The sequence below is a fragment of the Amycolatopsis sp. NBC_00355 genome, from assembly GCF_036104975.1.
Classification (GTDB): domain Bacteria; phylum Actinomycetota; class Actinomycetes; order Mycobacteriales; family Pseudonocardiaceae; genus Amycolatopsis.
This window is the reverse complement of the sequence record NZ_CP107982.1, coordinates 3,738,411-3,764,770: the sequence shown is the minus strand read 5'-3', so window position 1 is coordinate 3,764,770 and position 26,360 is coordinate 3,738,411. Positions and strand designations below refer to the sequence as shown.

Sequence of the window (26,360 nt, the reverse complement as noted above, 5' to 3'; positions counted from 1 at the left end):
CCCTCAAGGTGGCCTTCACGGCGTTTGGGAGGATGAGGGCATGCGGGTTCGGCGAGTGGTGACGACCAGGGCCGGCGGCGCGTCGCGGCCGCCCTACGACACGTTCAACCTGGGGGACCACGTCGGCGACGACGAGGGCGACGTCTACGCCAACCGCAAGCGGCTCGCCGCCGAGCTGGGCCTGGCCGAGGACAAGCTGGCCTGGATGGAACAGGTCCACGGCCGCATGGCGACCACTGTGGACGGCTCGGAGACCCGGGCCGCCGAGGCGACCGACGCGCTGGTGACCGCGACGCCGGGTGTCGCGCTGGTGGTGCTCGTCGCCGACTGCGTTCCGATCCTGCTGGCCGACGCCGAGGCCGGCGTCGTCTCGGCGGTGCACGCGGGCCGGGTCGGCACCCGGGTCGGCGTCGTCCCGGCCGCGGTGGCGGCCATGCGGGAGGCGGGTGCCGAGCCGTCCCGGATCGAGGCGCTGCTCGGCCCGGCGATCTGCGGCGACTGCTACGAGGTGCCGGCCGCGATGGCCGCCGACGTCGAGAAGCACGTTCCCGGCAGCGCCTGCAAGACCCGCAAGGGCACCCCCGGGCTCGATCTGCGCGCCGGGTTGTGGCGCCAGCTCGCCGACCTGGGCGTCGGCAAGATCGGCGTCGACCCGCGGTGCACCAACGAGGACAAGACGCTCTTCAGCTACCGGCGCGACGGGACGACCGGGCGCATCGCCGGTATCACCTGGGTCGAAGCATGACCGACCGGCGCGCCGAGCTGGCCGCGAACCTGGCCGACGTCGAGGCGCGGATCGCCGCCGCGTGCCGCGCGGCCGGCCGGGCCCGCGACGAGGTCCAGCTGATCGCCGTCACCAAGACCTTCCCGGCGTCGGACGCCGCGCTGCTCGCCGATCTCGGCGTCACCCACGTCGGGGAGAACCGCGACCAGGAAGCCGGGCCGAAGGCGGCCGAAGTCGCGGAGCTGCGTCCCGGGTCCGCGCTGCGGTGGCACATGGTCGGCCGGCTGCAGCGGAACAAGGCACGGTCCGTGGTGGGGTGGGCGCACGAAGTGCAGTCGCTCGACTCGGCCCGGCTCGCCGACGCGCTCGCGAAGGCCGTGCACACCGCGCGTTACGGCGGAGAACGTGAGGAACCCCTCGACGTCCTCATCCAGGCGAGCCTCGACGACGACACCGAGCGCGGCGGCTGCCCGCTCGGCGAGCTCGGCGCGCTCGCCGAACACGTAGCTCACACGGGTGAACTGCGGCTTCGCGGCCTGATGGCCGTCGCGCCGCTCGGGGCCGATCCCTCGGCGGCCTTCGAACGGCTCGCCCGCGCGGGGGAGACACTCCGAAAAGATCACCCGAATGCCGCAGAAGTCTCCGCCGGGATGAGCCATGATCTCGAGCAGGCGATCACGCACGGCTCAACATGTGTGCGTGTCGGAACCGCGCTGCTCGGTGGACGCGGTTTAGCCTCGCCGTAGGGAGCTCGTGTGCCGGTCACGTTTAGTGGTCGTCCATACGGGGCACTGACGGCGTGGAGAAGCGTTGGTGCGGGAGCGGCTAGGGCTAGGGAGAGGCATGAGCGCGCTGCAGAAGCTGAAGGCCTACTTCGGGATGGTGCCCGCTGACGACGACGGTTACGACGTCGAGGACGATTATCGGCGCGGTTACGCGGACGACGAGTACGACTCCTACGAGGAGCCCGCTCCTCGGTCGCGCTCACGGTACCGCGACACCGAGGACACGTACGACGAGCCTGCCAGCCGCAGCCGTTCACGCTCCGTGGCCGGGTCGGAACCCGCGGTCCACGGCGCGCTGGCCATGGACCGGCAGCCGGAGCCCGTGGCCCGTCTGCGACCGGTCACCGAGCCGGTCGTGCGCCAGCCGGTGCGTGACCCGTTGAGCCGGATCACGACGCTGCACCCGACCAGCTACGCGGAAGCGCGCGCCATCGGCGAGCACTACCGCGAGGGCATCCCGGTGATCATGAACCTCACCGAGATGGACAACGCGGACGCCAAGCGGCTCGTGGACTTCGCCGCGGGGCTCGCTTTCGCGCTGCGCGGGTCGATGGACAAGGTCACCAACAAGGTGTTCCTTCTCTCACCGCCCGATGTGGACGTGACCGCCGAAGACCGCCGGCGGATTGCCGAGGGCGGATTGTTTCTGCGCGGCTGAAGTCGCGCGGACCGCTGAGCGCAAGGAAACGTGATTTTGTCGACCCGATGCCGCGTCGACCCCCTCAACTGCGTCTTCTGCGAGGACGCCCGGTTAGAGTAGGTACGTGGAAGCTGTGTGGCTGGTCGTCTGGTACGTGCTGTTCGCGTTTTGGCTGTTGCTGACGGCACGTATCGTGGTCGAACTCGTCCGCACCTTTGCACGGGAGTGGCACCCGGCCGGAGGGGTTGCGGTGACGCTCGAGACCATCTACACAGTGACGGACCCGCCGGTTCGCCTGTTCAGGCGAATCATCCCGATGGTGCGGATCGGCGGCGTCGGACTGGACTTATCGATTATGGTGCTGCTGTTGGTTGTGTTCTTCGCGATGCAACTGGCGACTCCAAGTTGATCGGGGAGACTTGGGTGGACCCTGCAGGCCATGGAGTGCGTGAGGTGATCTGATGTCGTTGACCCCCGCTGACGTGCATAACGTCGCGTTCAGCAAGCCGCCCATCGGCAAGAGGGGCTACAACGAGGACGAGGTGGACGCGTTCCTCGACTTGGTGGAGACCGAGCTGGCCCGCTTGATCGAGGACAACAACGAGCTGCGCCAGCAGATGGAGCAGCTCGACGCCGAGCTCGAATCGACTCGTAGCGAGCTCGACAGCGCCAAATCCGCGCCCCCGGTGCGCGAAGAGCCGTCCCGGCGTCTCGCGCCGGTGCCGCCGCCGGCGTCCGCGATGGAGCAGACGCAGGCCCACTCGATGGTGGGCGACAGCGGCGAGCCGAACGTGCAGGCGGCCAAGGTCCTCGGGCTCGCCCAGGAGATGGCCGACCGGCTGACCGCCGAGGCGAAGACCGAGTCCGACGGGATGCTGGCCGAGGCTCGCACCAAGTCCGAGCAGCTGCTCTCGGACGCCCGGGCGAAGTCCGACTCGATGGTCAACGAGGCGCGCACGCGCGTCGACACGATGCTGAACGACGCGCGGACCCGGGCGGAGACGTTGGAGCGCCAGGCGCGCGACAAGGCCACCACGCTGGAGCGCGAGTCGCAGCGCAAGTACACCGAGACGATGAACAGCCTGAACTCCGAGAAGGGCGGGCTGGGCAAGAAGATCGAAGAGCTGCGCACCATCGAGCGGGAGTACCGCACGAGGTTGCGCGGGTTCCTCGAGTCCCAGCTGCGCGAGCTCGACGACCGTGGCTCCGCGGCTCCGGCCTCGGCGTCCTCGAACTCCGGGCAGTCGTCCGGATCGTCGAGCGGCGGCCAGGGCTACTCGTTCGGCCCCCGGGCCGAAGCGGGCTGATTTCTCCGGGAAGACCCCGCCGGCGCCGGCCGTTGTCGCGGCGTACGGCGGGGTTTTGCCACGGTTCGGAGTCGATCCGGTACCGCACGTGGGGCGGGTCGTGGACCGATCCGGCCGCGTTCATGTTGTAATTCAGCGTGCTCTACATCGTGCTGGTACTGGTACTGGCGGCTCTGGGGTTGCTCGTCACCGCGCTCATCACGGCTTCTTCGCTGTGGGCGTGGGTTTCCATCGGCCTCTCGGTGCTCGCCGGGGTGATGCTCGTCGCCGACTGGCTGCGCCGTCGACGGCGCGCCGCCGCGCCCACTGTCGAGCGTGCCGAACCCGTGGAGCCGGCCGAGCCGTCGGAACCGGCGGCCGACACGAAGCCGGGCCTGTTCACGGAGCCGGAGAAACCGGCCGAAAACCCGGCCGAAGAAGAACAAACCGTCCTGATCCCGGCCGCCGGTGAGCTGGGCGATCCGGCCGACACGCCCGAACCCGACGTCGTCGAAGAGCCCGCCGAAAAACCCGCTGAAGAGCCTTCCGGGGCATCGGCCGCTTCGGCCGCCTCCGCCGGCTCCGCCGCGAAAGAGGAACCCGCGCCGGCCGACGACGCCGAGCCCGGTGAGGAATCGACGTCGGCCGCCGACATCGCGTTGCTGGCCGACCTGGACGACGAGGTCTTCGTCGTCGACGAGCACCCCCGCTACCACCTCCGGGTCTGCGCCTGGGTCGGCATCCGCGACACGATCCCCATCGGCATCGGCGAAGCCCGCCAGCTCGGCTTCACCCCCTGCGCCCGCTGCGGCCCCGACGAGACCCTGGTGGCCGCCCACCGCTAGACCACGCCGAAGTGAGCGCCGCCGTCCGGTGCACGACAACTTCGAGCGCGGCCCGCTCGAGGTCTCGCGACGCGGCTTCGGGGGCTGTGATGCGCTGCCGCCACCAGCGGGCTCCGGGTACAGCTCGTCGAACCAAGCCCGGATCGCGTCCGCGGACCGGCCCGGCGACGCCCACGGGGACGCGCCCGCGAAGGCGCTGCCATTTCCGGTGGTGCCCCTCGTGACAACACGGTTGCGCGGGGCCGTTAACCTGGTATCAGCACAGCGTCGATCCGGCCATCACCGGGGAGCTTCCGGAAGAACCGAGCCTCACCGCTCGCAGTAGAACCGGACGGGTGCGGCCCGTGACAGCCGTGGAACGAGCGGCCCGGCAGCTCCACCGCCGGGCAAGCGGGGTGGTACCGCGGAACGCCGGAAGGCGTCTCGTCCCCGTGTGGGTGACCGGGAGCCGGTCGTCCGTACGCGAGCGACGAACCGAGGAGCACCCGGATGTACCCCCAGGCCAAGCTCGACGACAGCGCGGGAGTCCCGTCGCAGCCGTCCTTCCCCGAGCTGGAGACCCAGGTCCTCGCCTACTGGGAGAGCGACCGGACGTTCCAGGCGTCCATCGACGCGCGCCCCGCCGGCGAGCACGGCGACAACGAGTACGTCTTCTACGACGGTCCGCCGTTCGCCAACGGCCTGCCGCACTACGGCCACCTGCTCACCGGGTACGTCAAGGACCTGGTGCCGCGCTACCAGACGATGAAGGGCCGCAAGGTCGAGCGCCGCTTCGGCTGGGACACCCACGGCCTGCCCGCCGAGCTCGAGGCGATGCGCCAGCTCGGCATCACCGAGACGTCCGAGATCGAAGAGATGGGCATCGCGAAGTTCAACGAGGCTTCGCGCGAGTCCGTGCTGCGCTACACCGACGAGTGGCGCGAGTACGTCACCCGCCAGGCGCGCTGGGTCGACTTCGACAACGACTACAAGACGCTCGACGTCACCTACATGGAGTCCGTGCTGTGGGCGTTCAAACGCCTGTGGGACAAGGGACTCGTCTACGAGGGCTACCGCGTCCTGCCCTACTGCTGGCGCGACGCGACGCCGCTGTCCAACCACGAGCTGGGCATGGACGCCGACGTCTACCGCAACCGCCAGGACCCGGCCGTCACCGTCGGGTTCCGCATGGAGGGCAACGACAACGAGCTCGACGGCACCTACCTGCTGATCTGGACGACCACGCCGTGGACGCTGCCGTCCAACCTCGCCACGGCCGTGCACCCCGAGGTGGACTACGTCGTCGTCGAGAGCGAGAACCTCCCCGGCAAGCGGTTCCTGCTCGCCGAAGCGCGCGTCGCCGCGTACGCGCGTGAACTCGGCGAAGAGCCGGCCGTCGTCGCGCGCTACACCGGCGCGCAGCTGCTCGGGAACCGTTACGCACCACCGTTCCCGTACTTCACCGGCACCGAGAACGCGCACCGCGTGCTGTCGGCCGACTACGTCACCACCGACGACGGCACCGGCGTCGTGCACATCGCGCCCGCCTACGGTGAAGAGGACAAGGCCGTCACCGACGCCGCCGGGATCCCGCCGGTCACGCCGGTCGACGCGCACGGCAAGTTCGACGACACCGTGCCCGACTACGCCGGGCAGCAGGTGTTCGACGCCAACCCGAACATCGTCCGCGACCTCAAGACCGGCACGGGATCGGCCGGGCAGCAGGGTTCCGTGCTGTTGCGGCACGAGACCTACGACCACTCCTACCCGCACTGCTGGCGCTGCCGCAACCCGCTGATCTACCGCGCGGTGTCGTCGTGGTTCGTCGCGGTGACGCAGTTCAAGGACCGGATGGTCGAGCTGAACCAGCAGATCACCTGGTACCCGGAGAACGTCAAGGACGGCCAGTTCGGCAAGTGGCTGGAGAACGCGCGCGACTGGTCGGTCTCGCGCAACCGCTACTGGGGCACGCCGATCCCGGTGTGGCAGTCCGACGACCCGGCGTACCCGCGCACCGACGTCTACGGCTCGCTCGACCAGCTGGAGGCCGACTTCGGCGTGCGGCTGGACAACCTGCACCGGCCCTACATCGACGAGCTGACCCGGCCGAACCCGGACGACCCGACCGGGAACTCGACCATGCGCCGCGTCCCGGACGTCCTCGACGTCTGGTTCGACTCGGGCTCGATGCCCTACGCCCAGGTGCATTACCCGTTCGAGAACGCCGACTGGTTCGAGCACCACTACCCGAGCGACTTCATCGTCGAGTACATCGGCCAGACCCGCGGCTGGTTCTACCTGCTGCACGTGCTCGCGACGGCGCTGTTCGACCGGCCGGCGTTCCGCACCTGCGTCTCGCACGGCATCGTGCTGGGCTCGGACGGCGCGAAGATGTCCAAGTCGCTGCGCAACTACCCGGACGTCAACGAGGTGTTCGAGCGCGACGGCTCCGACGCCATGCGCTGGTACCTGATGGCGAGCCCGATCCTGCGCGGCGGCAACCTGGTCGTCACCGACAAGGGCATCCGCGACGCCGTCCGCCAAGCCGTGCTGCCGCTGTGGAACTCGTACTACTTCCTCGCGCTGTACGCGAACGCCGAGGGCGTGGAAGGCAAGTGGCGCACGGATTCGGCGAACGTCCTCGACCGGTACGTGCTGGCGAAGACGCACGAGCTGGTCACCGACGTCGAGTCCGCGATGGACCACTACGACGTGGCCGGCGCGTGCCAGACCGTCCGGGACTTCCTGGAGACGCTGACGAACTGGTACGTCCGGCGTTCCCGGGACCGCTTCTGGGCGGGTGAGGCGGACGCGATCGACACGCTGCACACGGTGCTGGAGGTGACGTCGCGGGTCGCGGCGCCGCTGCTGCCGCTGACCACCGAGGTGGTCTGGCGCGGGCTCACCGGCGGCCGCTCGGTGCACCTGACCGACTGGCCGAACGCGCTCGACCTGCCCGCGGACGCGGCGCTGGTGACGGCGATGGACCGGGTCCGGCAGGTGGCGTCGTCGGCGCTGTCGCTGCGCAAGAGCAACAAGCTGCGCGTGCGGCTGCCGCTGTCGTCGCTGGTCGTGGCGGCCGAGGACGCCGAGTCCCTGGGCGCCTTCGCCGACATCCTGCGCGACGAGGTGAACGTCAAGGCGGTCGAGCTGACCGCCGACGTCGCCGCGCACGGCGGGTTCGAGGTCGCGGTGAACGCCCGCGCCGCCGGGCCCCGGCTGGGCAAGGACGTCCAGACGGTGATCAAGGCCGTCAAGGCGGGTGACTGGTCGCTGCGGGGCGGCAAGGTCGTCGCGGCCGGGATCGAACTGCAGGAGGGCGAGTTCGACCGCCGGCTGGTCGCCAAGGGCGGCGGCGCGGCGGCCGAGCTGCCCGGCGGCTCCGGGCTGGTCCTCATCGACACCGAGGTGACGCCGGACCTGGCAGCCGAAGGCCTGGTCCGCGACCTGATCCGGGTCGTGCAGCAGGCCCGCCGTGACGCCGGCCTCGACGTCGCCGACCGGATCGCGCTGACCGTCGACGCGCCCGGCGACGTCGTCGAAGCGGCGAAGCGGCACGAGAAGTTCCTGGGCTCGGAGACGCTGGCGACGTCGGTGACCCACGCGGCGGTGGCGGACGGTTTCGCCGGCACCGTCGGTGACGGTACGAAGGTGACTGTCTCGGTCGCCAAGGCCTGAAAGCCTCGTGAGTGTTCAGGGCGGTTCTAACCGCCCTGAACACTCACGAGGCCGGTCACGAATCGGTCGCTTTCCCACCCGAAAGGGCCGGGAATCGGCAAGCTGGGCCCTTGTGCGCGCGGGAGGCGCGCATGGGGGAGGGGTACGCGAGAAATGAGTCCAGGCAGAAAACGCGGCATTCTCATCGGCGGCGCGCTGGGGGTGGTCGCGGTCGTGGTGGCGGCGTTGTTCCTCTTGAACGGCGGGAGCGCACCCGAAGCGGCCGCGGGACCGGGGGAGACAGCCGTCGAGAGCCCCGGCGCGCTCGACCCGAACTCGGCGATCACCGAGTACCTGCAGGATTTCGCCGAGAACAACCCGGACGCCGCGGCGCGGCTCACGGACGACAACGCGGCGGCCGCCGTGGCCCTGCGCGACGCGCGGAACACGCTGAGCCCGTCCGCGCTGGCCGCGAAGCTGACCCTGCTGCAGCCGACGCCCGCCGGGGCGAAACAGACCAGCGGGACCTACCACGTGTCCTGGACGCTGAAAGAGCGCCAGGTCTGGTCCTACGACGTGCCGTTCACGCTGGCCCAGGCCGGTGGCAAGTGGCTCGTGCACTGGGCGCCGACACTGCTGCACCCGAAGCTCGAAGCGGGTCAGCGGCTGGTGATCAGCACCGCCGTCCAGGACAGCACCGCGGTCGCCGACCGCGACGGCAAACCGCTCCTGATCAGCGGCGCCGGCGGCGTGCACCCGGCCGAGGGCAACCCGGCGCCGCTGCTGCGGTCCGCGCTCACCGGCCAGGTCGCGGCCGCGGCGGGCAGCGGATTCGCGGTGGTCCGCACGGACACCAGCGGCAAGAACCTGGAGACGCTGTTCGGGAAGGCGTCGGAGGAGGGCGCGAAGCCGCTGACGTCGAGCCTGAGCCTGGGCGCGCAGAAGTCCGCGCAGGCCGCGGTCGACGGCTATTCGGGGTCCGCGATGCTGGTCGCCCTCGACACCGGCTCGGGCGACATCCTCGCCGTCGCGCAGAACGCGGCCGCCGGCGACTCGCCGAAGGCCCTGAACGGGCTGTACGAGCCCGGTTCGTCGTTCAAGATCGCCACGTCGGTCGCGGCGATCCAGCAGAGCGGCCTCAACGCGGGCTCGCCGGTCGACTGCCCCGGCGTCGCGACGATCGGGACGCGCACGGTCAAGAACGAGGGCTTCGAACTGGGCGCGACGAACCTGCAGACCGCGTTCGCGCGCTCCTGCAACACCACGTTCGGGCAGCTTTCGCTGAACCTGCCCGCGGACGGGCTGGTCAAGGCGGCGAACGAGCTGGGCCTCAACGCCGACTACGAGATCCCGGGCCTCAAGACCGAGCTCGGCAAGGTCGAGCCCGCGGCGAGCAAGGACGAGCAGGTCGAGGACGGGTTCGGCCAGGGCCGGATCCAGGCCAGCGCGCTCGGCGGCGCGATGATGGCCGCGACGGTCGCCTCCGGCAAGGCGATCACGCCGAAGCTGTGGCACGACCTCGACACCGTCGTGGTCAAGGGCTACTCGCCGCCGCCCGCGTCCGTGCTGGGCGAGGTGCGCAAGATGATGCGCGCGGTGGTCACCAGCGGCACCGGCAAGGCCGCGGCGGGCGCCGGGAGTGTGTTCGGCAAGACCGGCACCGCCCAGTTCGGCGACGGGCAGCAGGCCACCGGCTGGTTCGTCGGCTACCGCGGGAACGTGGCCTTCGCCGTCGTCCTGGAGAACTCGAACGACTCGGGGCCCGCGGTCCAGCTGGCGGCGAAGTTCCTCAAGGGCGTCTGACGCCGGGGCGTCACTTTCACGTGAAAGTGACGCCTTGGTTCGGCCGTGGGCGAAGCATCCGGGCCGTACCGTGGGGACATGGAGACGATCGCGCTGGCCGAGGTGGCCGCGGTGCTCGCGGACCCGAGCCGCGCCACCATGTGCCTCGTCCTGCTGGACGGGCGGGCGTGGACGGTCGGCGAGCTGGCCAAGGAGGCCGGGATCGCGCTGTCGACGGCGAGTGAGCACGTCACCCGGCTGGTCGACGCCGGGTTCGTCGCCCGTGTGAAGCAGGGGCGGGCGAGCTACGTCCGGATCGCCGACCCGCGCGTCGCCGAGCTCATCGAGCACCTGGCCCAGCACGCCGAGCACCGGCCGGTGACCGGGCTCAAGTCGTCGGTGCGGGTGCGGCGGCTCGGGTTCGCGCGCACCTGTTACGACCACCTGGCCGGCCTCGTCGGCGTCGCGGTGCGCGACGGCATGCTCGCCACCGGTCTGGTCAGCACGGACGCCGGGCTGGCGCTGACCGAGCGCGGCCGGGAGGTCTTCGACGAGCTGGGCGTGCCGGTGCCCGACGGGCGGCGGGCGCTGCTGCGCGACTGTCTGGATTGGACGGAGCGCCGGGACCACCTCGCCGGGTCCCTGCCCGCGGCGTTGCTCGGCAAGGCCGTCGACGCCGGCTGGGTCGCCGCCGAGGGGCATCGCGCGGTGAAGGTGCTGCCCGCGGCGGAGAAGCCGTTCGCCGCGCTGGGCGTCGATCTGGCGGTGCTCCGGCCCTAACACACCGGGTGTCCGACTCGTCCCGGTGGTACACGAACGAGTTAATCCGGCCGCTTCACTATTCTGAGGGCCCCACAGCACTCGGGAGGGAGGCGGCATGGACCAGCTTCCCGTGCTGCTCGGCGTCGGCGGTGTCGTCCTGCTCGCCTCCGTGCTCGCCGTGCGCGTCTCGATCCGCCTCGGCCTGCCCTCGCTGCTGCTGTACCTCGGCATCGGCGTCGTGCTGGGGGAAGCCGGCTTCGGCATCCGCTTCGACAACCCCGGCCTGACCCAGTCGCTCGGTCTCGCCGCGCTCGTCATGATCCTCGCCGAAGGCGGGCTGACGACCCGGTGGTCGGCGGTGAAACCCTCGCTGGGCATCGGAATCGTACTGTCCACAGTGGCCGTCGTGGTCAGCATCGCGGTCACCGGCGCGGCCCTGCACTGGCTGCTGGGCCTGGACTGGCGGCTCGCGCTGCTGTGGGGCGCGGTGCTCTCGTCGACCGACGCGGCGGCGGTCTTCTCGGTGCTGCGCACGGCCGGGATCGGCAAGCGGCTCGTCGGCGCGCTGGAGCTGGAGTCCGGCATCAACGACGCGCCGGCCTACATCGCCGTCGTGGTGCTGGCCGAGGGCACCACTGTGGACTGGACGCTGCCGTTCCTGGCGGTCTACGAGCTGGCGGCGGGCCTGGCGATCGGGCTGGCGTTCGGCTGGCTCGGCGGGCTGGCGCTGCGCAAGGCCGCGCTGCCGGCGACCGGCCTGTACCCGCTGGCCACGGTCGCGGTGTGCGTCGTCGCCTATTCGTCCGGGCAGCTGCTGCACGCGTCGGGCCTGCTCGCCACGTACGTCGCGGCCCTGGTCCTGGGCAACTCCCGGCTGCCGCACCGCTCCGACACGCTGTCGTTCGCCGAGGGCCTGGGCTGGCTGGCGCAGATCGGCCTGTTCGTGCTGCTCGGGCTGTTCGCGTCGCCGAGCCGGCTGCTGGAGACACTGGTGCCGGGCCTGGTCGCGGGCGCCGTCGTGCTGCTGCTGGCCCGGCCGATCTCGGTGGTGCTGTCGATGCTGCCGTTCCGGCTGCCCTGGCGGGAACAGGCGTTCCTGTCGTGGGCCGGCCTGCGCGGCGCGGTGCCGATCGTGCTCGCGATGATCCCGCTGTCGGAGGGGCTGCCCGGCGCCCAGCGCCTGGTCGACGCGGTGTTCGTGCTGGTCATCGTGCTGACGCTGCTCCAGGGCGCGACCCTCGGTCCGCTGGCGCGCTGGCTCGGGCTGTCGAAGAAGTCCGAGGCGTACGAGCTCGACGTCGACTCCGCGCCCCTGGACGAGCTGGGCGCCGAGCTGCTGCAGGTCCGCATCCAGCCGGGCTCGAAGCTGCACGGCGTCTACCTGTCCGAGCTGCGGCTCCCGGTGGGCGCGACGGTCAGCCTGGTCGTGCGCGAGGGTGCGGGCTTCACGCCGCAGAAGACCAGCCGACTGCAGGAGCGTGACCAGCTCCTGGTGGTCACGACGGCCACGGTCCGCGACGACGTCGAGCGCCGCCTGCGCGCGGTAGACCGCGCCGGCCGCCTGGCCCGCTGGCGCGGCGAGTCGGGCATCTGACCCCAGGGGGCCCAAGGCCGTGAAGGCCACCTTGAGGGACTCAGAGTCCCTGAAGGTGCCCCTCACGGCCTTCGTCCGCGTCGGAGGCCCGGGTACGTGATCTCGGCGTTGTCCGGTGCTTGTCCGATCTCCGCGCCTACCTGGTGATCTTTTTCCGCAAGGGTGAATAAACCCCACGGGGAGCTTCCCCGCGTTCGTCCTTTTGGCTTACTCTCCGCTCCATTCGTTAGCTCGAATGGGTGAGTGTGGAGCCGAAGGAGTACGCAGGGTGATGAAACTTCACGTGCGCGGTGCTGGTCTGGTCGTGGCGGCCGTCCTGGGGCTCGGGCTCGCCGTCGCTCCGGACGCGGCCGCCGAAGTGGGCCCCTTTCCGGCGCTGGCGCTGCCGTTCAAGGCCGGCCAGCAGGTGTACTCCGCCGGGATCCACTCCGACGACGGCAGCACCGGCGTTGAGAACGCCCTCGACCTCAGCCCGGCCGACAAGACCGTGCGGGCGCCGCTGGCCGGCACCGTCCACCTGCAGCACTGCGCGGGCGGCGACTGGGTGACCATCGACCACGCCGGCGGCTGGCGCACCGGGTACTACCACATGGAGGGCATCAAGGTCACCGACGGTGAGCAGGTCGCGGCCGGCGACGTGCTCGGCTCGACGGGCAACGCCCTGCCGTGCGGCGGCAGCAGCACCGGCGCCCACGTCCACTTCACGCTCTGGACGCTGCCGGACGCGGCCACGGCGGACTGGAACGGCGTCGCCTACGGCCGGCTGTCGACGACGGTCGCGGCCGCGCACGGCGAGCCGATCGACGGGAAGACGTTGGGCGGCTGGCTTTTCACCGCCGGCGCGGACCAGTACACCGGCACCGCGACGCACCTCGCGGACCACGCCGTGACGCAGCTTCCGGGCCATTTCCGCGCGAAGCTCTGACGCTTCTCGGATGCTGCTCGACTTGTGAGCGGCGTCTCAACATGTGAGGCGGGGGTTGGCCGCCGCGCGGATTTTCGGTTACCTTCTGTCTCAGGTCATGAGTGCCAGCGCTAAGCCCCGGCTTGCTGGCCGGCAACCCTCCTTCCGCGGTGGGGTGCCCCGGGTGAAGACCGGGCCGGTCGCGCCGTGCGACGGGCAAGCGCGGGCCCCTCGCCGGGGGTCCCCCGGATCGCCGAGGAGGCACCGATGACTCTCGCCATCGATCGCACCAGTACCCCCCAGCCCGTCGAAACCGTTGCGGCGCAGGCACTTCCGACCGTCGCGGGCGCCTCGCTGCGGGTCCCGCTCGTCACCGGCGGGGACATCGGTTACGCCAACCTCGACCACGCGGCGAGCGCGCCGTGTCTCGACTCCGTGCGCTCGGCCGTCGACGAGTTCCTGCCCTGGTACGCCAGCGTCCACCGCGGCGCCGGCTTCGCCTCGCAGGTCTCGACCAAGCTCTACGAGCGCACCCGCGACACCCTGCGCCGCTTCGTCGGCGCGCGGCGGACCGACACCGTCGTGTTCACCCGCAACACCACCGATTCCTTCAACCTGCTCGCCCGCAGCCTGCCGCCTCGCACGGCCGTGGTCGTGTTCGACACCGAGCACCACGCCGCGCTGCTGCCGTGGCAGGGCCCGAACGTCCGGCGCCTGCCGACCCCGCGCACCCGCCTCGCCGCGGTGTCCGCTGTGGACGAAGGCCTCGCGGAATCCCCGCAGGGGCCCCGGCTCGTCGTCATCACCGGCGCGTCCAACGTGACCGGCGAACTGCTCCCGGTCGCGGAAATCGCGGCGGTGGCGCGGAAGCACGGCGCCCGCATCGCGCTCGACGCCGCCCAGCTCGCGCCGCACCGCCGGGTCTCGATCAAGGAGCTGGACGTCGACTACGTCGCCGTGTCCGGCCACAAGCTGTACGCGCCTTTCGGTGCGGGCGCGCTGATCGGCCGCGCCGACTGGCTGCGCGCCGCCCGGCCGTACCTCGCCGGCGGCGGCGCGACCAAGCTCGTCACCGAGGACGCGGTCGTCTGGAACTCCGGTCCCGAGCGGCACGAAGCCGGTTCCCCCAACACGGTCGGCGTGTACGCGCTCGGCGTCGCCTGCGAAACCCTCAGCCGGAACTGGGACGCCGTCGAGGCGCACGAACAGGCCCTGCTCACCCGGCTGCGCAAGGGCCTCGAGAGCATCCCGGGCTGCGCCGAACTGCGGCTGTTCGACGCGCCGGTCGACCGCGTCGGCACGGTCAGCTTCGTCGTCGACGGCTTCGACCCGGGCTGGCTCGCGGCGGTCCTTTCGGCCGAGTACGGCATCGGCGTCCGCGACGGCGCCTTCTGCGCCCACATCGCGGCCAGGCGCCTGATCGGCGTCACCGGCGGTGAAGGGCAGCAGGCGGTGCGGGTCAGCCTCGGCCTCGGCAGCACCGAGGAGCACGTCGACCGCGTGCTGCTGGCCCTGCGCCAGATCGCCGCCCGCGGCGCGCGCTGGGAGTACACGAAGGTGGACGGCCGCTGGGCGCCCGCCGGCGACACTCGGGAGCTGCCGCCCTTCTGCTGAGCGCTAGCCTGGGCCGATGGGGAGAGTGCCGCGTTTCTGGTTTCCGTTGGCCTTGCTGGGTTTCGCGCAGATCGGCATGGTCGTGACGCAGCTGCTGGCGCGGCGCAGCCCGGCCGAAGGCCACTTCGTGACCATGTTCTCGCTGCCGATGAGCCAGGAGAACGCGCGCGCCGCCGACGGGATAGGCAGGCCCCGGTACAGCGCGCAGTGGCTCACCCAGGACGACTTCTACGCACCGGGCGCCGGCCTGCCCGAAGGACCGGTGTGGCTGGTCGCCCTCGACGTGGTCCTGCTGGGCGCGGCGCTCTGGTACGCGCTGAGCCTGCGCCGGGCCGGGCGGGCTGTCCACACCGGGCGGTTCGTCCTCGGCACGGTGGCCGCGCTGCTCGCCGTCCCGCTGCTGGACCTCGTCGGGTCCTGGCAGTTCCGGCTCGGCGACGGGCTGCGCGGCCCGCTGCTGGCCACGCTCGGCCTGCTCGCGCTCGCCGCCTGCGAGCGCAGCCGGCTCGTCCTGCTCACCGCGGCGGCGTTCGCGCTGGTCGCCGTGGTGCTCTCGGCGGACGCCGCGGGCGTGCTGGTCTCCGCGGTGATCCTGTTCGCCGCGGCCTTCACCGCCGTGCTGCGCCGCCGCCCGGACACCGCCGCCGACACGCCCTGACCAGCGCCGTGGACAATGGTGCGGTGAGCACCGAGTCCAGCGCTGGAGAACCCGACACCGACGCCGCCGCCGAGGCGGTGCCCGAGCCCGTCCAGGAGACGCCGGAGGCCCCGGCGAAGCCGCTGCTGCCGAAGCGCCGGGTGGGCTGGGTGTTCGCCGTCGCGGTGGTGTTCTGGGCGATCGACCTGGTGACGAAGAACCTGGTCACCGCCAACCTGGAGGGCAAGGAGCCGGTCCGGATCCTCGGCGGGCTGATCTACCTGCAGGTGATCCGCAACCCGGGCGCCGCGTTCTCGATGGCCACCGGCATGACGTGGGTGCTGGCGCTGGTCGCGCTCGCCGTCGTCATCGCGATCATCTGGATCTCGCGGCGGCTGCGGTCGATCGGCTGGGCGATCGGCCTCGGCCTGGTGCTGGCCGGCGCGCTGGGCAACCTCACCGACCGGATCTTCCGCGCGCCCGGTGGGCTGCAGGGCCACGTCGTCGACTTCATCTCGGCGTTCGCGCCGAACGGCAAGGGCTTCGCGATCTTCAACATCGCCGACTCGGCGATCTGCGTCGGCGGCGCCCTGATCGTGCTGCTGTCCCTGCTGGGCAAGGACTACGACGGCACGTCGACCAAGGACAAGAAGAAGGCCGAGCAGGCCGGGGAAACCAAGCAGGAGGACCAGGCGTGAGCTCGCGGATGCTCCCGGTGCCCGACGGGCTCGACGGGATGCGGGTCGACGCCGGCCTCGCCAAGATGCTCGGGCTGTCCCGCACGGTCGTCGCCGAACTGGCCGAATCCGGCGACGTGCTGCTGGACGGCCGCCCGGCGGGCAAGTCGGACCGGCTGGCCGCGGGTGGCCTGCTGGAGGTCACGCTGCCGGAGCCGGCGAACCCGGTGGAGATCGTCGCCGAGCCGGTCGAAGGCATGCGGATCCTGCACGACGACGACGACATCGTGGTGATCTCCAAGCCGGTCGGCGTCGCCGTGCACCCGAGCCCGGGCTGGACCGGCCCGACCGTGGTCGGCGGCCTCGCGGCGGCCGGCCTGCGCATCGCGACGTCCGGCGCGGCCGAGCGCCAGGGCGTGGTGCACCGGCTCGACGCGGGCACCACCGGCGTGATGGTCGTGGCCAAGAGCGAGCACGCGTACACCGTGCTGAAGCGCGCGTTCAAGGAACGCACGGTCGACAAGGGGTACCACGCGATCGTCCAGGGCCACCCGGACCCGACGCGCGGCACCATCGACGCCCCGATCGACCGCCACCCGCGCCACGACTACAAGTTCGCGGTGGTCCAGGGAGGCCGCCCCAGCGTGACGCACTACGAGGTCGTCGAGGCGTTCCGCGCGGCGTCGCTGGCGCACATCAAGCTCGAAACCGGGCGGACGCACCAGATCCGCGTCCACTTCTCGGCGTTGAAGCACCCGTGTGTCGGCGACCTGACCTACGGCGCGGACCCGGTGCTGGCCCGCAAGCTGGGGCTGAACCGCCAGTGGCTGCACGCGAAGACGCTCGGCTTCGCCCACCCGGCGGACGGCCGCTGGGTGCAGTTCGAGTCGGAGTACCCGGACGACCTGGCGAACGCGCTGAAGATCCTGCAGGACGAGAGCTACTAGTCCTCGATCGACCAGATGAGGGTGCGCTCGTCCGGTTCCGGCCGGGGGCTCCAGCGGACCGAGACCACCCGGGTCGTGTCCGGCAGGACGTACACCGTGTGGCCGCCGAGGGTTTCGCCCGGTTTGACGCCGATCTTGTGCGGTGGCCGCGAGGTCAGCGAGACCGGGGCCTTGCCGATCGTCCGGCCGTCGGCGGTGAGCAGTTCGAGGTAGTTGTCCGGCAGCGAGGCGAACGGGATCGCGCCGCGGTTGGTGATCTCCGTGTGCACGACGACCGAGCGTTCGCCCTCCTCCAGGCGGTAGCCGGCCGCACCGAACAGGAAGTCCGCCGGGTCCTGGACCTCGAGCAGCTGCACCGTCAGCTGCTCGCCTTCCAGGCCCTGGGTCTCCAGCACCTCGCCGAGCCGGCCCTTCTTGCCGCCGGGGGCGCCGGCCGGGCGCGCGGGCTCGTCGCCGCGGGCCCAGGACGCCGTCTGCGGCACGCCCCACGTGCTCACCACGGGGTCGGGCCGCGGCGGGGGCGGCGGGGCGAACTGCTGCTGCGGCGGCCGGGGCGGCGGGCCGGGGTAACGCCCGGACGGCGTGCCCTGGACGTTGTACGGCCCCGATGGCGCGCCCTGGACGTTGTACGGTCCGGACGGTGCGCCTTGGACGTTGTACGGCCCCGATGGCGCGCCTTGGACGTTGTACGGTCCGGACGGTGCGCCTTGGACGTTGTACGGGCCTTGGACGTTCGGGGGTGGCATCGGTACCGGCTGTGACGGCGGCGCCTGGGCCGGGAACTGCGGCGAGCCGGGGACGCCGGGCTTCGCCCACGACGGCGGCGACCCCGCGATGGCCGCGCGCAGCCCGTTGGGGTCGCTTTCGACGCCGACGAGCAGCGGCAGCCCGCTGCCGGACAGCGCGACCAGCCGGTAGGCGACTTCGCGGGGATCCATGCCGACCTTGGCCGCGAGCTCGTGCACGGCCGCCTTGCCCAGCTCGGCGAGCGCGGCGAGCAGGCGGGTATCCACGGGATCGGTCACAGCCACTCGGTGAACGCTACCGCCTCGCCGAACCGCCCGCGCCGAAGGCCGTCCGCCCCCGGCGAACGAACGCGCGTTCCTGTCGGTGATCTCCGTTAGGGTCGCGAACGAGCACACCATCGACGCTGGGGGTCCTGCCCATGACCGCGGTCACCGAACTCGCCGACGAGTTCGTCGAAGCCCTGTACGCCGCCGATCCGCTGATGCCCGCGCTGCTGGGCACCCGCCCGGCGGAACCCGGGCTGCCGGACGTCACGGCCGCCGCCGAACGGGCCCACCGCACCCAGCTCACGGAGTTCGCCGAGCGCGCCCGGGCGCTGGACCCGGCCACGCTGTCGGCCGAAGACCGGGTCACCCGTGAGGTCCTGATCACGTCGGCGGAAGACCGGCTCGCGGCGATCGACTCCCGGATGACCGAGTTCACCGTGACCGACATGTTCACCGGCCCGGCGGCCATGCTGCTCACCGCGCTGCCGATGACGACGGTGACCGCGGGTGACGCGGCCGAGGCCCAGCTCGGGCGGCTCGCCGCGGTGCCGGAGTTCCTGCGCCAGGCCGCGCGGCGCCACACCGAGGGCCTCGCCGAGGGCCTCACTCCGGTGGCCCGCCTGGTCGAGGGCGCCGTCGCGCACCTGGACCGCTACCTCGCCGACCCGGCCGCCGACCCGCTGCGCCGCCAGCCCGCGCCGGACGGCGAGTTCGCGCGGCGCCGCGACGAGCTGCTCGCCGACGTCGTCCGCCCGGCCTTCGCCGCGTACCGCGAGTTCCTGGTCACCGAGGTGGCGTCGCACGGCCGCCCGGACGACCGGCCCGGCCTGTCCTGGCTGCCCGGCGGCGAGGAGACGTACGCGCGCCAGGCCCGGCTGCACACGACCACCGACCGCACCCCGGCGGAGCTGCACCAGACCGGCCTCGACGTCATCGCCGCGCTCGCCGGCGAGTACCGCGAGCTGGGCGCCGAGGTGTTCGGCACCGACGACCTCGCCGCGATCTTCGAGCACCTGCGCACCGACCCCACCCTGCGCTGGACCAGCGGTGACGAGCTGCTGGAGACCGCCCGCGCGGCCATCGCCCGAGCCGACGCCGAGGCGCCGAAGTGGTTCGGCCGGATCCCGCCGCAGCCGTGGACGGTCGAGCCGGTCCCGGAGGAGGCCGCGCCCGGCGCGCCCACGGCCTACTACATGCGCCCGGCCGCCGACGGCTCCCGCCCCGGCATCTACTTCGCCAACACCCACCAGGCCACCGAACGCTTCCGGCACTCGGCCGAGTCCACGGCGTTCCACGAAGCCGTGCCCGGTCACCACTTCCAGCTCAGCACCGCGCTCGGCCTGACCGACCTGCCGCTGCTGCGCCGCATCGGCGACTTCACCGCCTACACCGAGGGCTGGGGCCTCTACAGCGAGCGGCTCGCCGAGGAGATGGGCCTCTACTCCGACGACGTCGCCCGGCTCGGCATGCTCACCGGCGACTCGATGCGCGCGGGCCGGCTGGTCGTCGACACCGGCCTGCACGCGCTGGGCTGGAGCCGGCAGCAGGCCGTCGACTTCCTGGTCGAGCACACGCCGATGGCGCGCGTCGAGATCGAGGCCGAGGTCGACCGCTACATCGCGTGGCCGGGCCAGGCCCTGGCGTACATGGTGGGGCGGCTGGAGATCCAGCGCATCCGCGCGGGCGCCGAGCGGCGGCTGGGCGCCCGGTTCGACATCCGCGCGTTCCACGACGTCGTGCTCGCGGGTGGCGCGCTGCCGCTGTCGGTGCTCGCCGCCGTCGTCGACGAGTGGGTGGCCGGGCACGGCGACACGGCCGACGCCCTGGCGGACGAGCTCGTCGAGCTGACGTTCGAGCACGACCCGCTGCTGCGGTCGGTGCTCGGCCTGCCGGGGGACAACGACCGGCTCGCCGACCAGACCCGGGCGGCGCAGGAGCGCTTCCGCGCCGCGTACACCGGGCTCGCCGCGCGCGCCCGGGCCCTCCCGGCCGCGAAGCTGACGCCGCAGGAAGCCGTGACGCGCGAGGTCGTGGTCGCCGCCGCCGAGGTCGAGGCCGATCGGCTCGCCTCGCGGATGACCGATCTCGCGGTCAGCACCGGGTTCACCGCACCCGCGCTGGGCCTGCTCATGCTCCTGCCGTACTACAAGCTGGACGACGAGCCGAAGGCCCGCGGTTACCTCGCCCGGCTCGCCGCGATCGAGCCGTTCCTCGCGGCGCTGACCGAGCGGCAGCGCGAAAGCCTCGCCGACGGCCTGGTGCCGCCGGCCCACCTCGCCCGCGTCGGCGTCGAGTACCTCGAGCGCTACCTCGGCTCGCCGGGCACCGACCCGCTGAAGGTGGCCACGACGGCGTCGGTCGAGGGCTTCGAGGCCGAGCGTGACCGGCTTCTCGCCGAGGTCGTCCACCCCGCGTACGCGCGCTACCGCGACTTCCTGCGCACCGAGATCGAGCCGGTCGGGCGGCCCGAGACGGCGCCGGGGATCGGGCACGTGCCGGGCGGTGCCGAGCGGTACGCCGCGATGATCCGCGCGGAGACGACCACCGAGCGCACCGCGCGGGACCTGCACGACACCGGCCTGGCGCTGATCGGGCAGCTGGCGGGGGAGTACCGCGAACTCGGCGGGAAGGTGTTCGGCACCACCGATCTCGGGGAGATCTTCGAGCGCCTGCGCACCGACCCGGACCTGCGCTGGCGGGACGGCGAAGAGCTCCTCGCCGGTGCCCGCGACGCCATCGCGCGGGCGGAAGCCGTGGCCCCGCAGTGGTTCTCGCGCATCCCGGCCGAGAAGTGCGAGGTCGCGCCGGTCCCCGAGGCGGACGCGGCGAGCGGCACGATCGCGTACTACCTGCAGCCGTCGCTCGACGGCTCCCGGCCGGGCACGTACTACGCGAACACGTACGAGGCGGACCAGCGCCCGCGGTTCACCAGCGAGGCGATCGCGTTCCACGAAGCCGTGCCGGGGCACCACTTCCAGCTCAGCCTGGCGCAGGAGCTCGAGAACGTGCCGCTGCTGCGGCGGATCGCCATGTTCAACGCCTACGCCGAGGGCTGGGGCCTCTACACCGAGCGGCTCGCCGACGAGATGGGGCTGTACTCCGACGACGTCTCGCGCTTCGGCATGCTGACCCAGGATTCGATGCGCGCGGGCCGGCTGGTCGTCGACACCGGCCTGCACGCGCTGGGCTGGAGCCGGCAGCAGGCGATCGACTACCTCGTCGAGCACACGCCGATGGCCCGCCTCGAGATCGAGGCCGAGGTCGACCGGTACACCGCGTGGCCGGGCCAGGCGCTCGGGTACATGGTCGGGCGGCTGGAGATCCAGCGGCTGCGGGCGGAAGCCGAGCAGGCGCTGGGCGAGGGGTTCGACATCCGCGGGTTCCACGAAGTCGTGCTGGGCCACGGCATGCTGCCGCTGACCGCGCTCGCCAAGGTCGTCTCGGACTGGGTGGCGGCGGGCGCCGGCGACACCCCGGACAGCCTCGCCGACGAGCTGGTGGCGGTGAACTTCGAGCGGGAACCCCTGTACCCGTCGGTGTTCGGCCTGCCCGGCGACCCCGCCAAGCTCGGGGACCCCAGCGCCGCGGCCCTGGCCGGCTTCCGCGCCCGGTACGCCGGGATCGCCGCCCGCGCCGAGGCGCTCGATCCGGCCGGGTTGCCGGCCGCCGCGCGGATCACCCGCGACGTCGTGATCTCCCAGGCGAACACCGAGATCGACCTGCTCGACTCCCGCCGTGCCGACATCGCGGTCAGCGACGGGCTCGACGCGCCCGCCCTGTCCCTGCTGATGTACCTGCCGCAGACGGTGCTGGACGACGAGCCGAAGGTCCGGGGTTACCTGACCCGGCTGGCGGGGCTCGGCGACCTCCTCGACGCGATCACGGTGCGGCAGCGCGCGGCCGTGGCCGAGGGGTTCGTCCCGCCGGAGTTCCTGGTGCGCATCGGCATCGGTTACGTCGAGCGCTACCTGGGCGCGCCGGAGAAGGACCCGCTGAAGGTGACGCCGTCGTACGCGCTCGAAGGCTTCGAAGCCGAGCGCGACCGGCTGCTCGCCGAGGTCGTCCACCCGGCGTACGAGCGTTATCGCGCGTTCCTGGCCGACGAGGTCGCGCCGGTGGCGCGGCCCGAGACGTCGCCCGGGATCGGCCAGCTGCCCGGCGGTGCCGAGCGGTACGCGGCGCTGATCCGCGCGGAGACGACGACCGAGCGCACGGCGCAGGACCTGCACGACACGGGCCTGGAGATCATCGGGAAGCTCGCCGGGGAGTACCGCGAACTGGGCGGGAAACTGTTCGGCACCACCGACCTCGCGGAGATCTTCGACCGGATCCGGACCGACCCCGCCCTGCGCTGGCGGGACGGCGAGGAGCTGCTCGAAGGCGCCCGCACGGCCATCACCCGCGCGGAAGCCGTGGCACCGCAATGGTTCTCGCGGGTGCCGGCGCAGCAGTGCGGGGTCGCCCCGGTACCCGAGGCGGAGGCCGCCAGCGGCACGATCGCGTACTACCTGGAGCCGTCGCTCGACGGGACCCGGCCGGGCGTCTACTACGCCAACACGCACGAGGCCGAGAAGCGCCCGCGGTTCACCAGCGAGGCGATCGCGTTCCACGAAGCCGTGCCGGGGCACCACTTCCAGCTCTGCCTCGCCCAAGAGCTCGAGAACGTGCCGCTGCTGCGGATCATCGCGCACGTCAACGCCTACGCCGAGGGCTGGGGCCTCTACGCCGAGCGGCTGGCGGACGAGATGGGGCTGTACTCCGACGACGTCTCGCGGCTGGGCATGCTGACCCAGGACTCGATGCGGGCCGGCCGGCTGGTCGTCGACACCGGGCTGCACGCGCTCGGCTGGAGCCGGCAGCAGGCCGTCGACTACCTCGTCGAGCACACGCCGATGGCGCGCCTCGAGATCGAGGCGGAGATCGACCGCTACGCCGCGAACCCGGGCCAGGCGCTCGGGTACATGGTCGGGCGGCTGGAGATCCAGCGGCTGCGCGCCGAGGCCGAGCAGGCGCTGGGTGCCGCCTTCGACATCCGCGAGTTCCACGACGTCGTGCTCGGCAACGGGACGCTCCCGCTGCCGGTGCTCGCCACCGCCGTCGCCGACTGGGTGACCGCGGGTTCCGCCCGAGACGAGGAGTGACCGTGACCTGGCTCGAGCTCGCCGACGACACACCGTTCGGCTTGGACAACCTGCCCTACGGCGTGTTCTCCGTGGGCGGGGCGCCCGAGCGCCGGATCGGCGTTCCGGTCGGCGACCAGGTGCTGGACCTGACCGCGGCGGCCGCGGAGACGGCGGCGTCGTTCGCCCCGCTGCTGACCTCCGGGGTGCTGAACCCGCTGCTGGCCGCCGGGCCGGCGACGTGGCGGGAGGTGCGCGAGAGCGTCCGGGAGTGGCTGACCGAGCCGCGGTACGCCGGCCGGCTGCGGCCGCACCTGGTGCCGCTGGCCGAGGTGACCACGCACCTGGCGATCGAGGTCGCGGACTACGTCGACTTCTACTCCAGCGAGCACCACGCGCTCAACGCGGGCAAGATCTTCCGGCCCGACGCCGTCGAGCTGCCGCCGAACTGGAAGCACCTGCCGATCGGCTACCACGGCCGGGCCGGCACGGTGGTCGCGTCGGGCACGCCGGTGGTCCGCCCGAACGGGCAGCGCAAGCCGCGCAACGCCGACGCGCCGGCGTTCGGCCCGTCGCAACGGCTGGACATCGAGGCGGAGGTGGGCTTCGTCGTCGGCGTCCCGTCCACTTTGGGCACTGCGGTGTCCACAGAGGACTTCGCGGCGCACGTCTTCGGCGTCTGCCTGGTCAACGACTGGTCGGCGCGCGACCTGCAGGCGTGGGAGTACCAGCCGCTGGGCCCGTTCCTGGCCAAGTCGTTCGCGACGTCGGTGTCGCCGTGGATCGTCCCGCTCGACGCGCTGGAGCACGCCCGCGTCGCCGGCCCACCGCAGGACCCGGAGCCGTTCGAGTACCTGCGCACCAGCGAGAAGTGGGGCCTCGACCTGGCGATGGAGGTCCGGCTCAACGGCCACCTGGTGTCGAGCCCGCCGTTCGCCACGCAGTACTGGACCGCCGCGCAGCAGCTGGCGCACCTGACGGTCAACGGCGCGAGCCTGCGCACCGGCGACCTGTACGCCTCGGGCACGGTGACGGGCCCGGAGCCGCACCAGCGGGGCTCGCTGCTGGAGCTGTCCTGGGGCGGCCGCGAACCGTTCGAACTGCCGGACGGCACCACCCGCACCTTCCTGGAAGACGGCGACGAAGTGGCGATCACGGCAACGGCCCCCGGCCCGGACGGCACCCGCATCGGCTTCGGCGAAGTCCGAGGCACAGTGGTCCCCGGCTGACTCCGCCGTGACTCGCGAGATCCGGGCTGGATCACGCGAGTCGCAGCCTGGGGCACGGAGGTTTCGGCCCGGGGCGTGACGATCCCCCGGCGTGGGTGTCCGGACTGCGGAGGACACCGGCGGATGAGAGGGTCGGCGCGTGCAACGTGGAGCGGTGAAGGCCGTCGTGAGCAGGCCGTTCCGGCGGGCCGGGGCGACCCTGGCGCGATACCGGGAGCGCGACGGTGACCACTACGCCGCCGCGATGACCTTCTTCAGCCTCCTCGCCCTGGTGCCACTGATCATGGTCGCCGTGTCGGTGGCCGGGTTCGTGCTGGCCGGCGACCGGCTGCTGTTCGCCGAACTCGACCGGGTCATCGCCGCTTCGCTGCCGCCCGAACTCGGCGGGCAGGTCACCACCGTCGCGCACACCGTCGTCGGCGAACGCGGGCGGATCGGGATCCTCGCGCTGGCCGTCGCGGTCTACTCGGGCTGGAGCTGGATCAGCAACGTCCGCGACGCCGTCACCGCGATGCTCGGCCAGGAGCGCACCCCGCGGCCGCTGCTGCGCGGCATCGCCGCCGACGTCCTGGCGCTCGCCGGCGTGGGGCTCGCGATGGCCGTCTCCTTCGGGCTGGCCTCGCTGACCGGCGCGGCCGGCGCGTGGCTGCTCGACCTGGTCGGCCTGACCGGCGGGTTCGCCCACGTCGTGCTCGTCGCGGGGTCGCTGCTGCTGGGGCTCGCGGCGAACTGGCTGGTCATCGCCTGGTGCCTGGCCCGGCTGCCGCGCCGGGCGCTGCCGCTGCGCTCGACGCTGCGCCCGGCCGGGGCCGCCGCCGTCGGGCTCGGCGCGATCCAGCAGGCCGGCGGCCTCTACCTGCACCTGCTCGGGCGCTCGCCGGCCGTCGCGACGTTCGGCACCCTGGTCGGCGTCCTGCTGTTCGGTTACCTGATCGTGCGCTGGCTGCTGATGGTCACCGTGTGGATCACCGTCCGGGACGAACCGCCGCCCGGCACGCTCGGCGCCGACGTCCGGTACGCCGGCACGACGCTCGGGGCCGGCGCCTCGGCGGAGCTGGTGGTCCGCACGTTGACCGGCCGGTAACATGCGCGACTAAGCGCTTGCTCACCACAGGAGGACGTCCATGAAAATCGGGACCGCGGTCAGCTACTCCGGAGGCTTCGCCGACAGCGTCGCCGACGTCGTCGAACTGGAGAAGGCCGGTCTCGACGTCGTCTTCGTGCCGGAGGCGTACTCCTTCGACGCGGTCAGCCAGCTCGGCTACCTCGCCGCCAAGACCGAGCGCGTGCAGCTCGCGTCCGGCATCTTCCAGATCTACACGCGCACGCCGACCCTGACCGCGATGACCGCGGCCGGGCTCGACTTCGTCTCCGACGGGCGGTTCATCCTCGGCCTCGGCGCGTCCGGTCCGCAGGTCATCGAGGGCTTCCACGGCGTGAAGTACGACGCGCCGCTGGGGCGCACCCGCGAGATCGTCGAGGTCTGCCGCCAGGTGTGGCGCCGCGAGCGCGTGGTCCACGAGGGCAGGCACTACACGATCCCGCTGCCGCCGGAGCAGGGCTCCGGCCTCGGCAAGCCGCTCAAGCTGATCAACCACCCGGTGCGCGAGCGCATCCCGGTGCTGCTGGCCTCGATCGGGCCGAAGAACGTCGCGCTCACCGCCGAGATCGCCGAGGGCTGGCAGCCGATCTTCTTCCACCCGGAGAAGGCCGCCGACGTCTGGGGCGCGTCCCTGGCCGAGGGCAAGGCGAAGCGCGACCCGGCGCTGGGCGAGCTGGACACCTACGTCACCGTCGCGCTGGCGATCGGCGACGACGTCGAGGCGCTGCTGGACCACGTGCGCCCGGTCGTGGCGCTGTACGTCGGCGGGATGGGCGCGCGGGGCAAGAACTTCTACAATGATCTCGCCTGCCGCTACGGCTACGAAGCCGAGGCGAAGCTGATCCAGGACCTCTACCTCGACGGCAAGAAGGAGGAGGCCGCGGCCGCGGTCCCGCTGGAGCTGCTGCGCGCGATCTCCCTGGTCGGCCCGGCGGGATACGTGAAGGAGCGGCTGGCCGCGTTCGCCGAGGCGGGCGCGACGACGGTGATCGTCAACCCGCTGCAGCCGGGCCGTGAAGGCCGGGTGGCGGCGGTGTCGCAGCTGCGCGAGCTGATCGGCTGA

General features: G+C 72.1%; 20 protein-coding genes and 1 riboswitch. Of the genes, 19 read left to right on the top strand and 1 reads right to left on the bottom strand.

What is annotated here, in order from left to right:
• Positions 1 to 40: 40 nt before the first annotated feature.
• The 15 genes from pgeF (at position 41) to OHS18_RS16180 (ending at position 16,833) form a co-directional block, all read left to right on the top strand.
• On the top strand, positions 41 to 745 hold the full coding sequence (pgeF, locus tag OHS18_RS16250) for a peptidoglycan editing factor PgeF (protein WP_328451719.1): 705 nt from the start codon (positions 41 to 43) through the stop codon (positions 743 to 745).
• Positions 742 to 1,470 (top strand): YggS family pyridoxal phosphate-dependent enzyme, encoded by a 729-nt coding sequence (locus OHS18_RS16245; RefSeq protein ID WP_328451721.1) that lies wholly within the window; start codon positions 742 to 744, stop codon positions 1,468 to 1,470. The genes pgeF and OHS18_RS16245 overlap by 4 nt, the downstream gene beginning before the upstream one ends.
• A 97-nt stretch (positions 1,471 to 1,567) precedes the next feature.
• Positions 1,568 to 2,167, top strand: a complete 600-nt coding sequence (locus tag OHS18_RS16240) for a cell division protein SepF (RefSeq protein ID WP_328451723.1) — start codon at positions 1,568 to 1,570, stop codon at positions 2,165 to 2,167.
• Positions 2,168 to 2,282: 115 nt separating this feature from the next.
• Entirely contained in the window at positions 2,283 to 2,558 is a 276-nt protein-coding gene (locus OHS18_RS16235) for a YggT family protein (protein WP_013224824.1), read from the top strand.
• A 52-nt stretch (positions 2,559 to 2,610) separates the two neighbouring features.
• Positions 2,611 to 3,456: a DivIVA-like cell division protein Wag31 gene (wag31, locus tag OHS18_RS16230; RefSeq protein WP_328451725.1), complete on the top strand. Its 846-nt coding sequence runs from the start codon at positions 2,611 to 2,613 to the stop codon at positions 3,454 to 3,456.
• A 137-nt stretch (positions 3,457 to 3,593) separates the two neighbouring features.
• A complete protein-coding gene (locus tag OHS18_RS16225; RefSeq protein ID WP_328617619.1) occupies positions 3,594 to 4,280 on the top strand; it encodes a hypothetical protein in 687 nt (228 codons plus the stop codon).
• Between the two features lie 489 nt (positions 4,281 to 4,769).
• Positions 4,770 to 7,937 carry an isoleucine--tRNA ligase gene (ileS, locus tag OHS18_RS16220; protein ID WP_328617618.1) on the top strand — a complete coding sequence of 1,056 codons (3,168 nt, stop codon included), beginning with the start codon at positions 4,770 to 4,772 and terminating at the stop codon, positions 7,935 to 7,937.
• 153 nt (positions 7,938 to 8,090) lie between these two features.
• Positions 8,091 to 9,719 carry a penicillin-binding transpeptidase domain-containing protein gene (locus OHS18_RS16215; protein ID WP_328617617.1) on the top strand — a complete coding sequence of 543 codons (1,629 nt, stop codon included), beginning with the start codon at positions 8,091 to 8,093 and terminating at the stop codon, positions 9,717 to 9,719.
• A 78-nt stretch (positions 9,720 to 9,797) separates the two neighbouring features.
• Entirely contained in the window at positions 9,798 to 10,478 is a 681-nt protein-coding gene (locus OHS18_RS16210; RefSeq protein WP_328617616.1) for an ArsR/SmtB family transcription factor, read from the top strand.
• Positions 10,479 to 10,575: 97 nt separating this feature from the next.
• A complete protein-coding gene (locus OHS18_RS16205; RefSeq protein ID WP_328451734.1) occupies positions 10,576 to 12,054 on the top strand; it encodes a potassium/proton antiporter in 1,479 nt (492 codons plus the stop codon).
• Between the two features lie 271 nt (positions 12,055 to 12,325).
• A complete protein-coding gene (locus OHS18_RS16200; RefSeq protein ID WP_328617615.1) occupies positions 12,326 to 12,979 on the top strand; it encodes a M23 family metallopeptidase in 654 nt (217 codons plus the stop codon).
• 93 nt (positions 12,980 to 13,072) lie between these two features.
• Positions 13,073 to 13,187, top strand: a riboswitch (SAM riboswitch).
• Positions 13,188 to 13,225: 38 nt separating this feature from the next.
• A complete protein-coding gene (locus OHS18_RS16195) occupies positions 13,226 to 14,572 on the top strand; it encodes an aminotransferase class V-fold PLP-dependent enzyme (RefSeq protein ID WP_328617614.1) in 1,347 nt (448 codons plus the stop codon).
• A 16-nt stretch (positions 14,573 to 14,588) separates the two neighbouring features.
• Positions 14,589 to 15,230, top strand: coding sequence for a hypothetical protein (locus OHS18_RS16190; protein ID WP_328617613.1), 642 nt, complete (start codon positions 14,589 to 14,591; stop codon positions 15,228 to 15,230).
• Positions 15,231 to 15,307: 77 nt separating this feature from the next.
• Positions 15,308 to 15,907: a signal peptidase II gene (gene lspA / locus OHS18_RS16185; RefSeq protein WP_328458860.1), complete on the top strand. Its 600-nt coding sequence runs from the start codon at positions 15,308 to 15,310 to the stop codon at positions 15,905 to 15,907.
• On the top strand, positions 15,904 to 16,833 hold the full coding sequence (locus OHS18_RS16180; RefSeq protein ID WP_328451742.1) for an RluA family pseudouridine synthase: 930 nt from the start codon (positions 15,904 to 15,906) through the stop codon (positions 16,831 to 16,833). Before lspA ends, OHS18_RS16180 begins: the two co-directional genes overlap by 4 nt.
• Here the strand turns inward: OHS18_RS16180 and OHS18_RS16175 are convergent.
• Positions 16,830 to 17,864 carry an AsnC family protein gene (locus OHS18_RS16175; protein WP_328617612.1) on the bottom strand — a complete coding sequence of 345 codons (1,035 nt, stop codon included), beginning with the start codon at positions 17,862 to 17,864 and terminating at the stop codon, positions 16,830 to 16,832. The two genes, OHS18_RS16180 and OHS18_RS16175, sit on opposite strands and share 4 nt — an antisense overlap.
• Positions 17,865 to 17,998: 134 nt before the next feature.
• Between OHS18_RS16175 and OHS18_RS16170 the strand changes: the two genes are divergently transcribed.
• From OHS18_RS16170 to OHS18_RS16155, 4 genes are all read left to right on the top strand, one after another.
• Entirely contained in the window at positions 17,999 to 22,987 is a 4,989-nt protein-coding gene (locus OHS18_RS16170; RefSeq protein ID WP_328617611.1) for a DUF885 domain-containing protein, read from the top strand.
• On the top strand, positions 22,984 to 24,195 hold the full coding sequence (fahA, locus tag OHS18_RS16165) for a fumarylacetoacetase (RefSeq protein ID WP_328451747.1): 1,212 nt from the start codon (positions 22,984 to 22,986) through the stop codon (positions 24,193 to 24,195). Before OHS18_RS16170 ends, fahA begins: the two co-directional genes overlap by 4 nt.
• Positions 24,196 to 24,349: 154 nt before the next feature.
• The gene (locus OHS18_RS16160; protein WP_328617610.1) at positions 24,350 to 25,279 is read left to right on the top strand and encodes a YihY/virulence factor BrkB family protein; all 930 of its coding nucleotides are present in this window, start codon (positions 24,350 to 24,352) and stop codon (positions 25,277 to 25,279) included.
• Positions 25,280 to 25,319: 40 nt separating this feature from the next.
• Positions 25,320 to 26,360 carry an LLM class F420-dependent oxidoreductase gene (locus OHS18_RS16155; protein WP_328617609.1) on the top strand — a complete coding sequence of 347 codons (1,041 nt, stop codon included), beginning with the start codon at positions 25,320 to 25,322 and terminating at the stop codon, positions 26,358 to 26,360.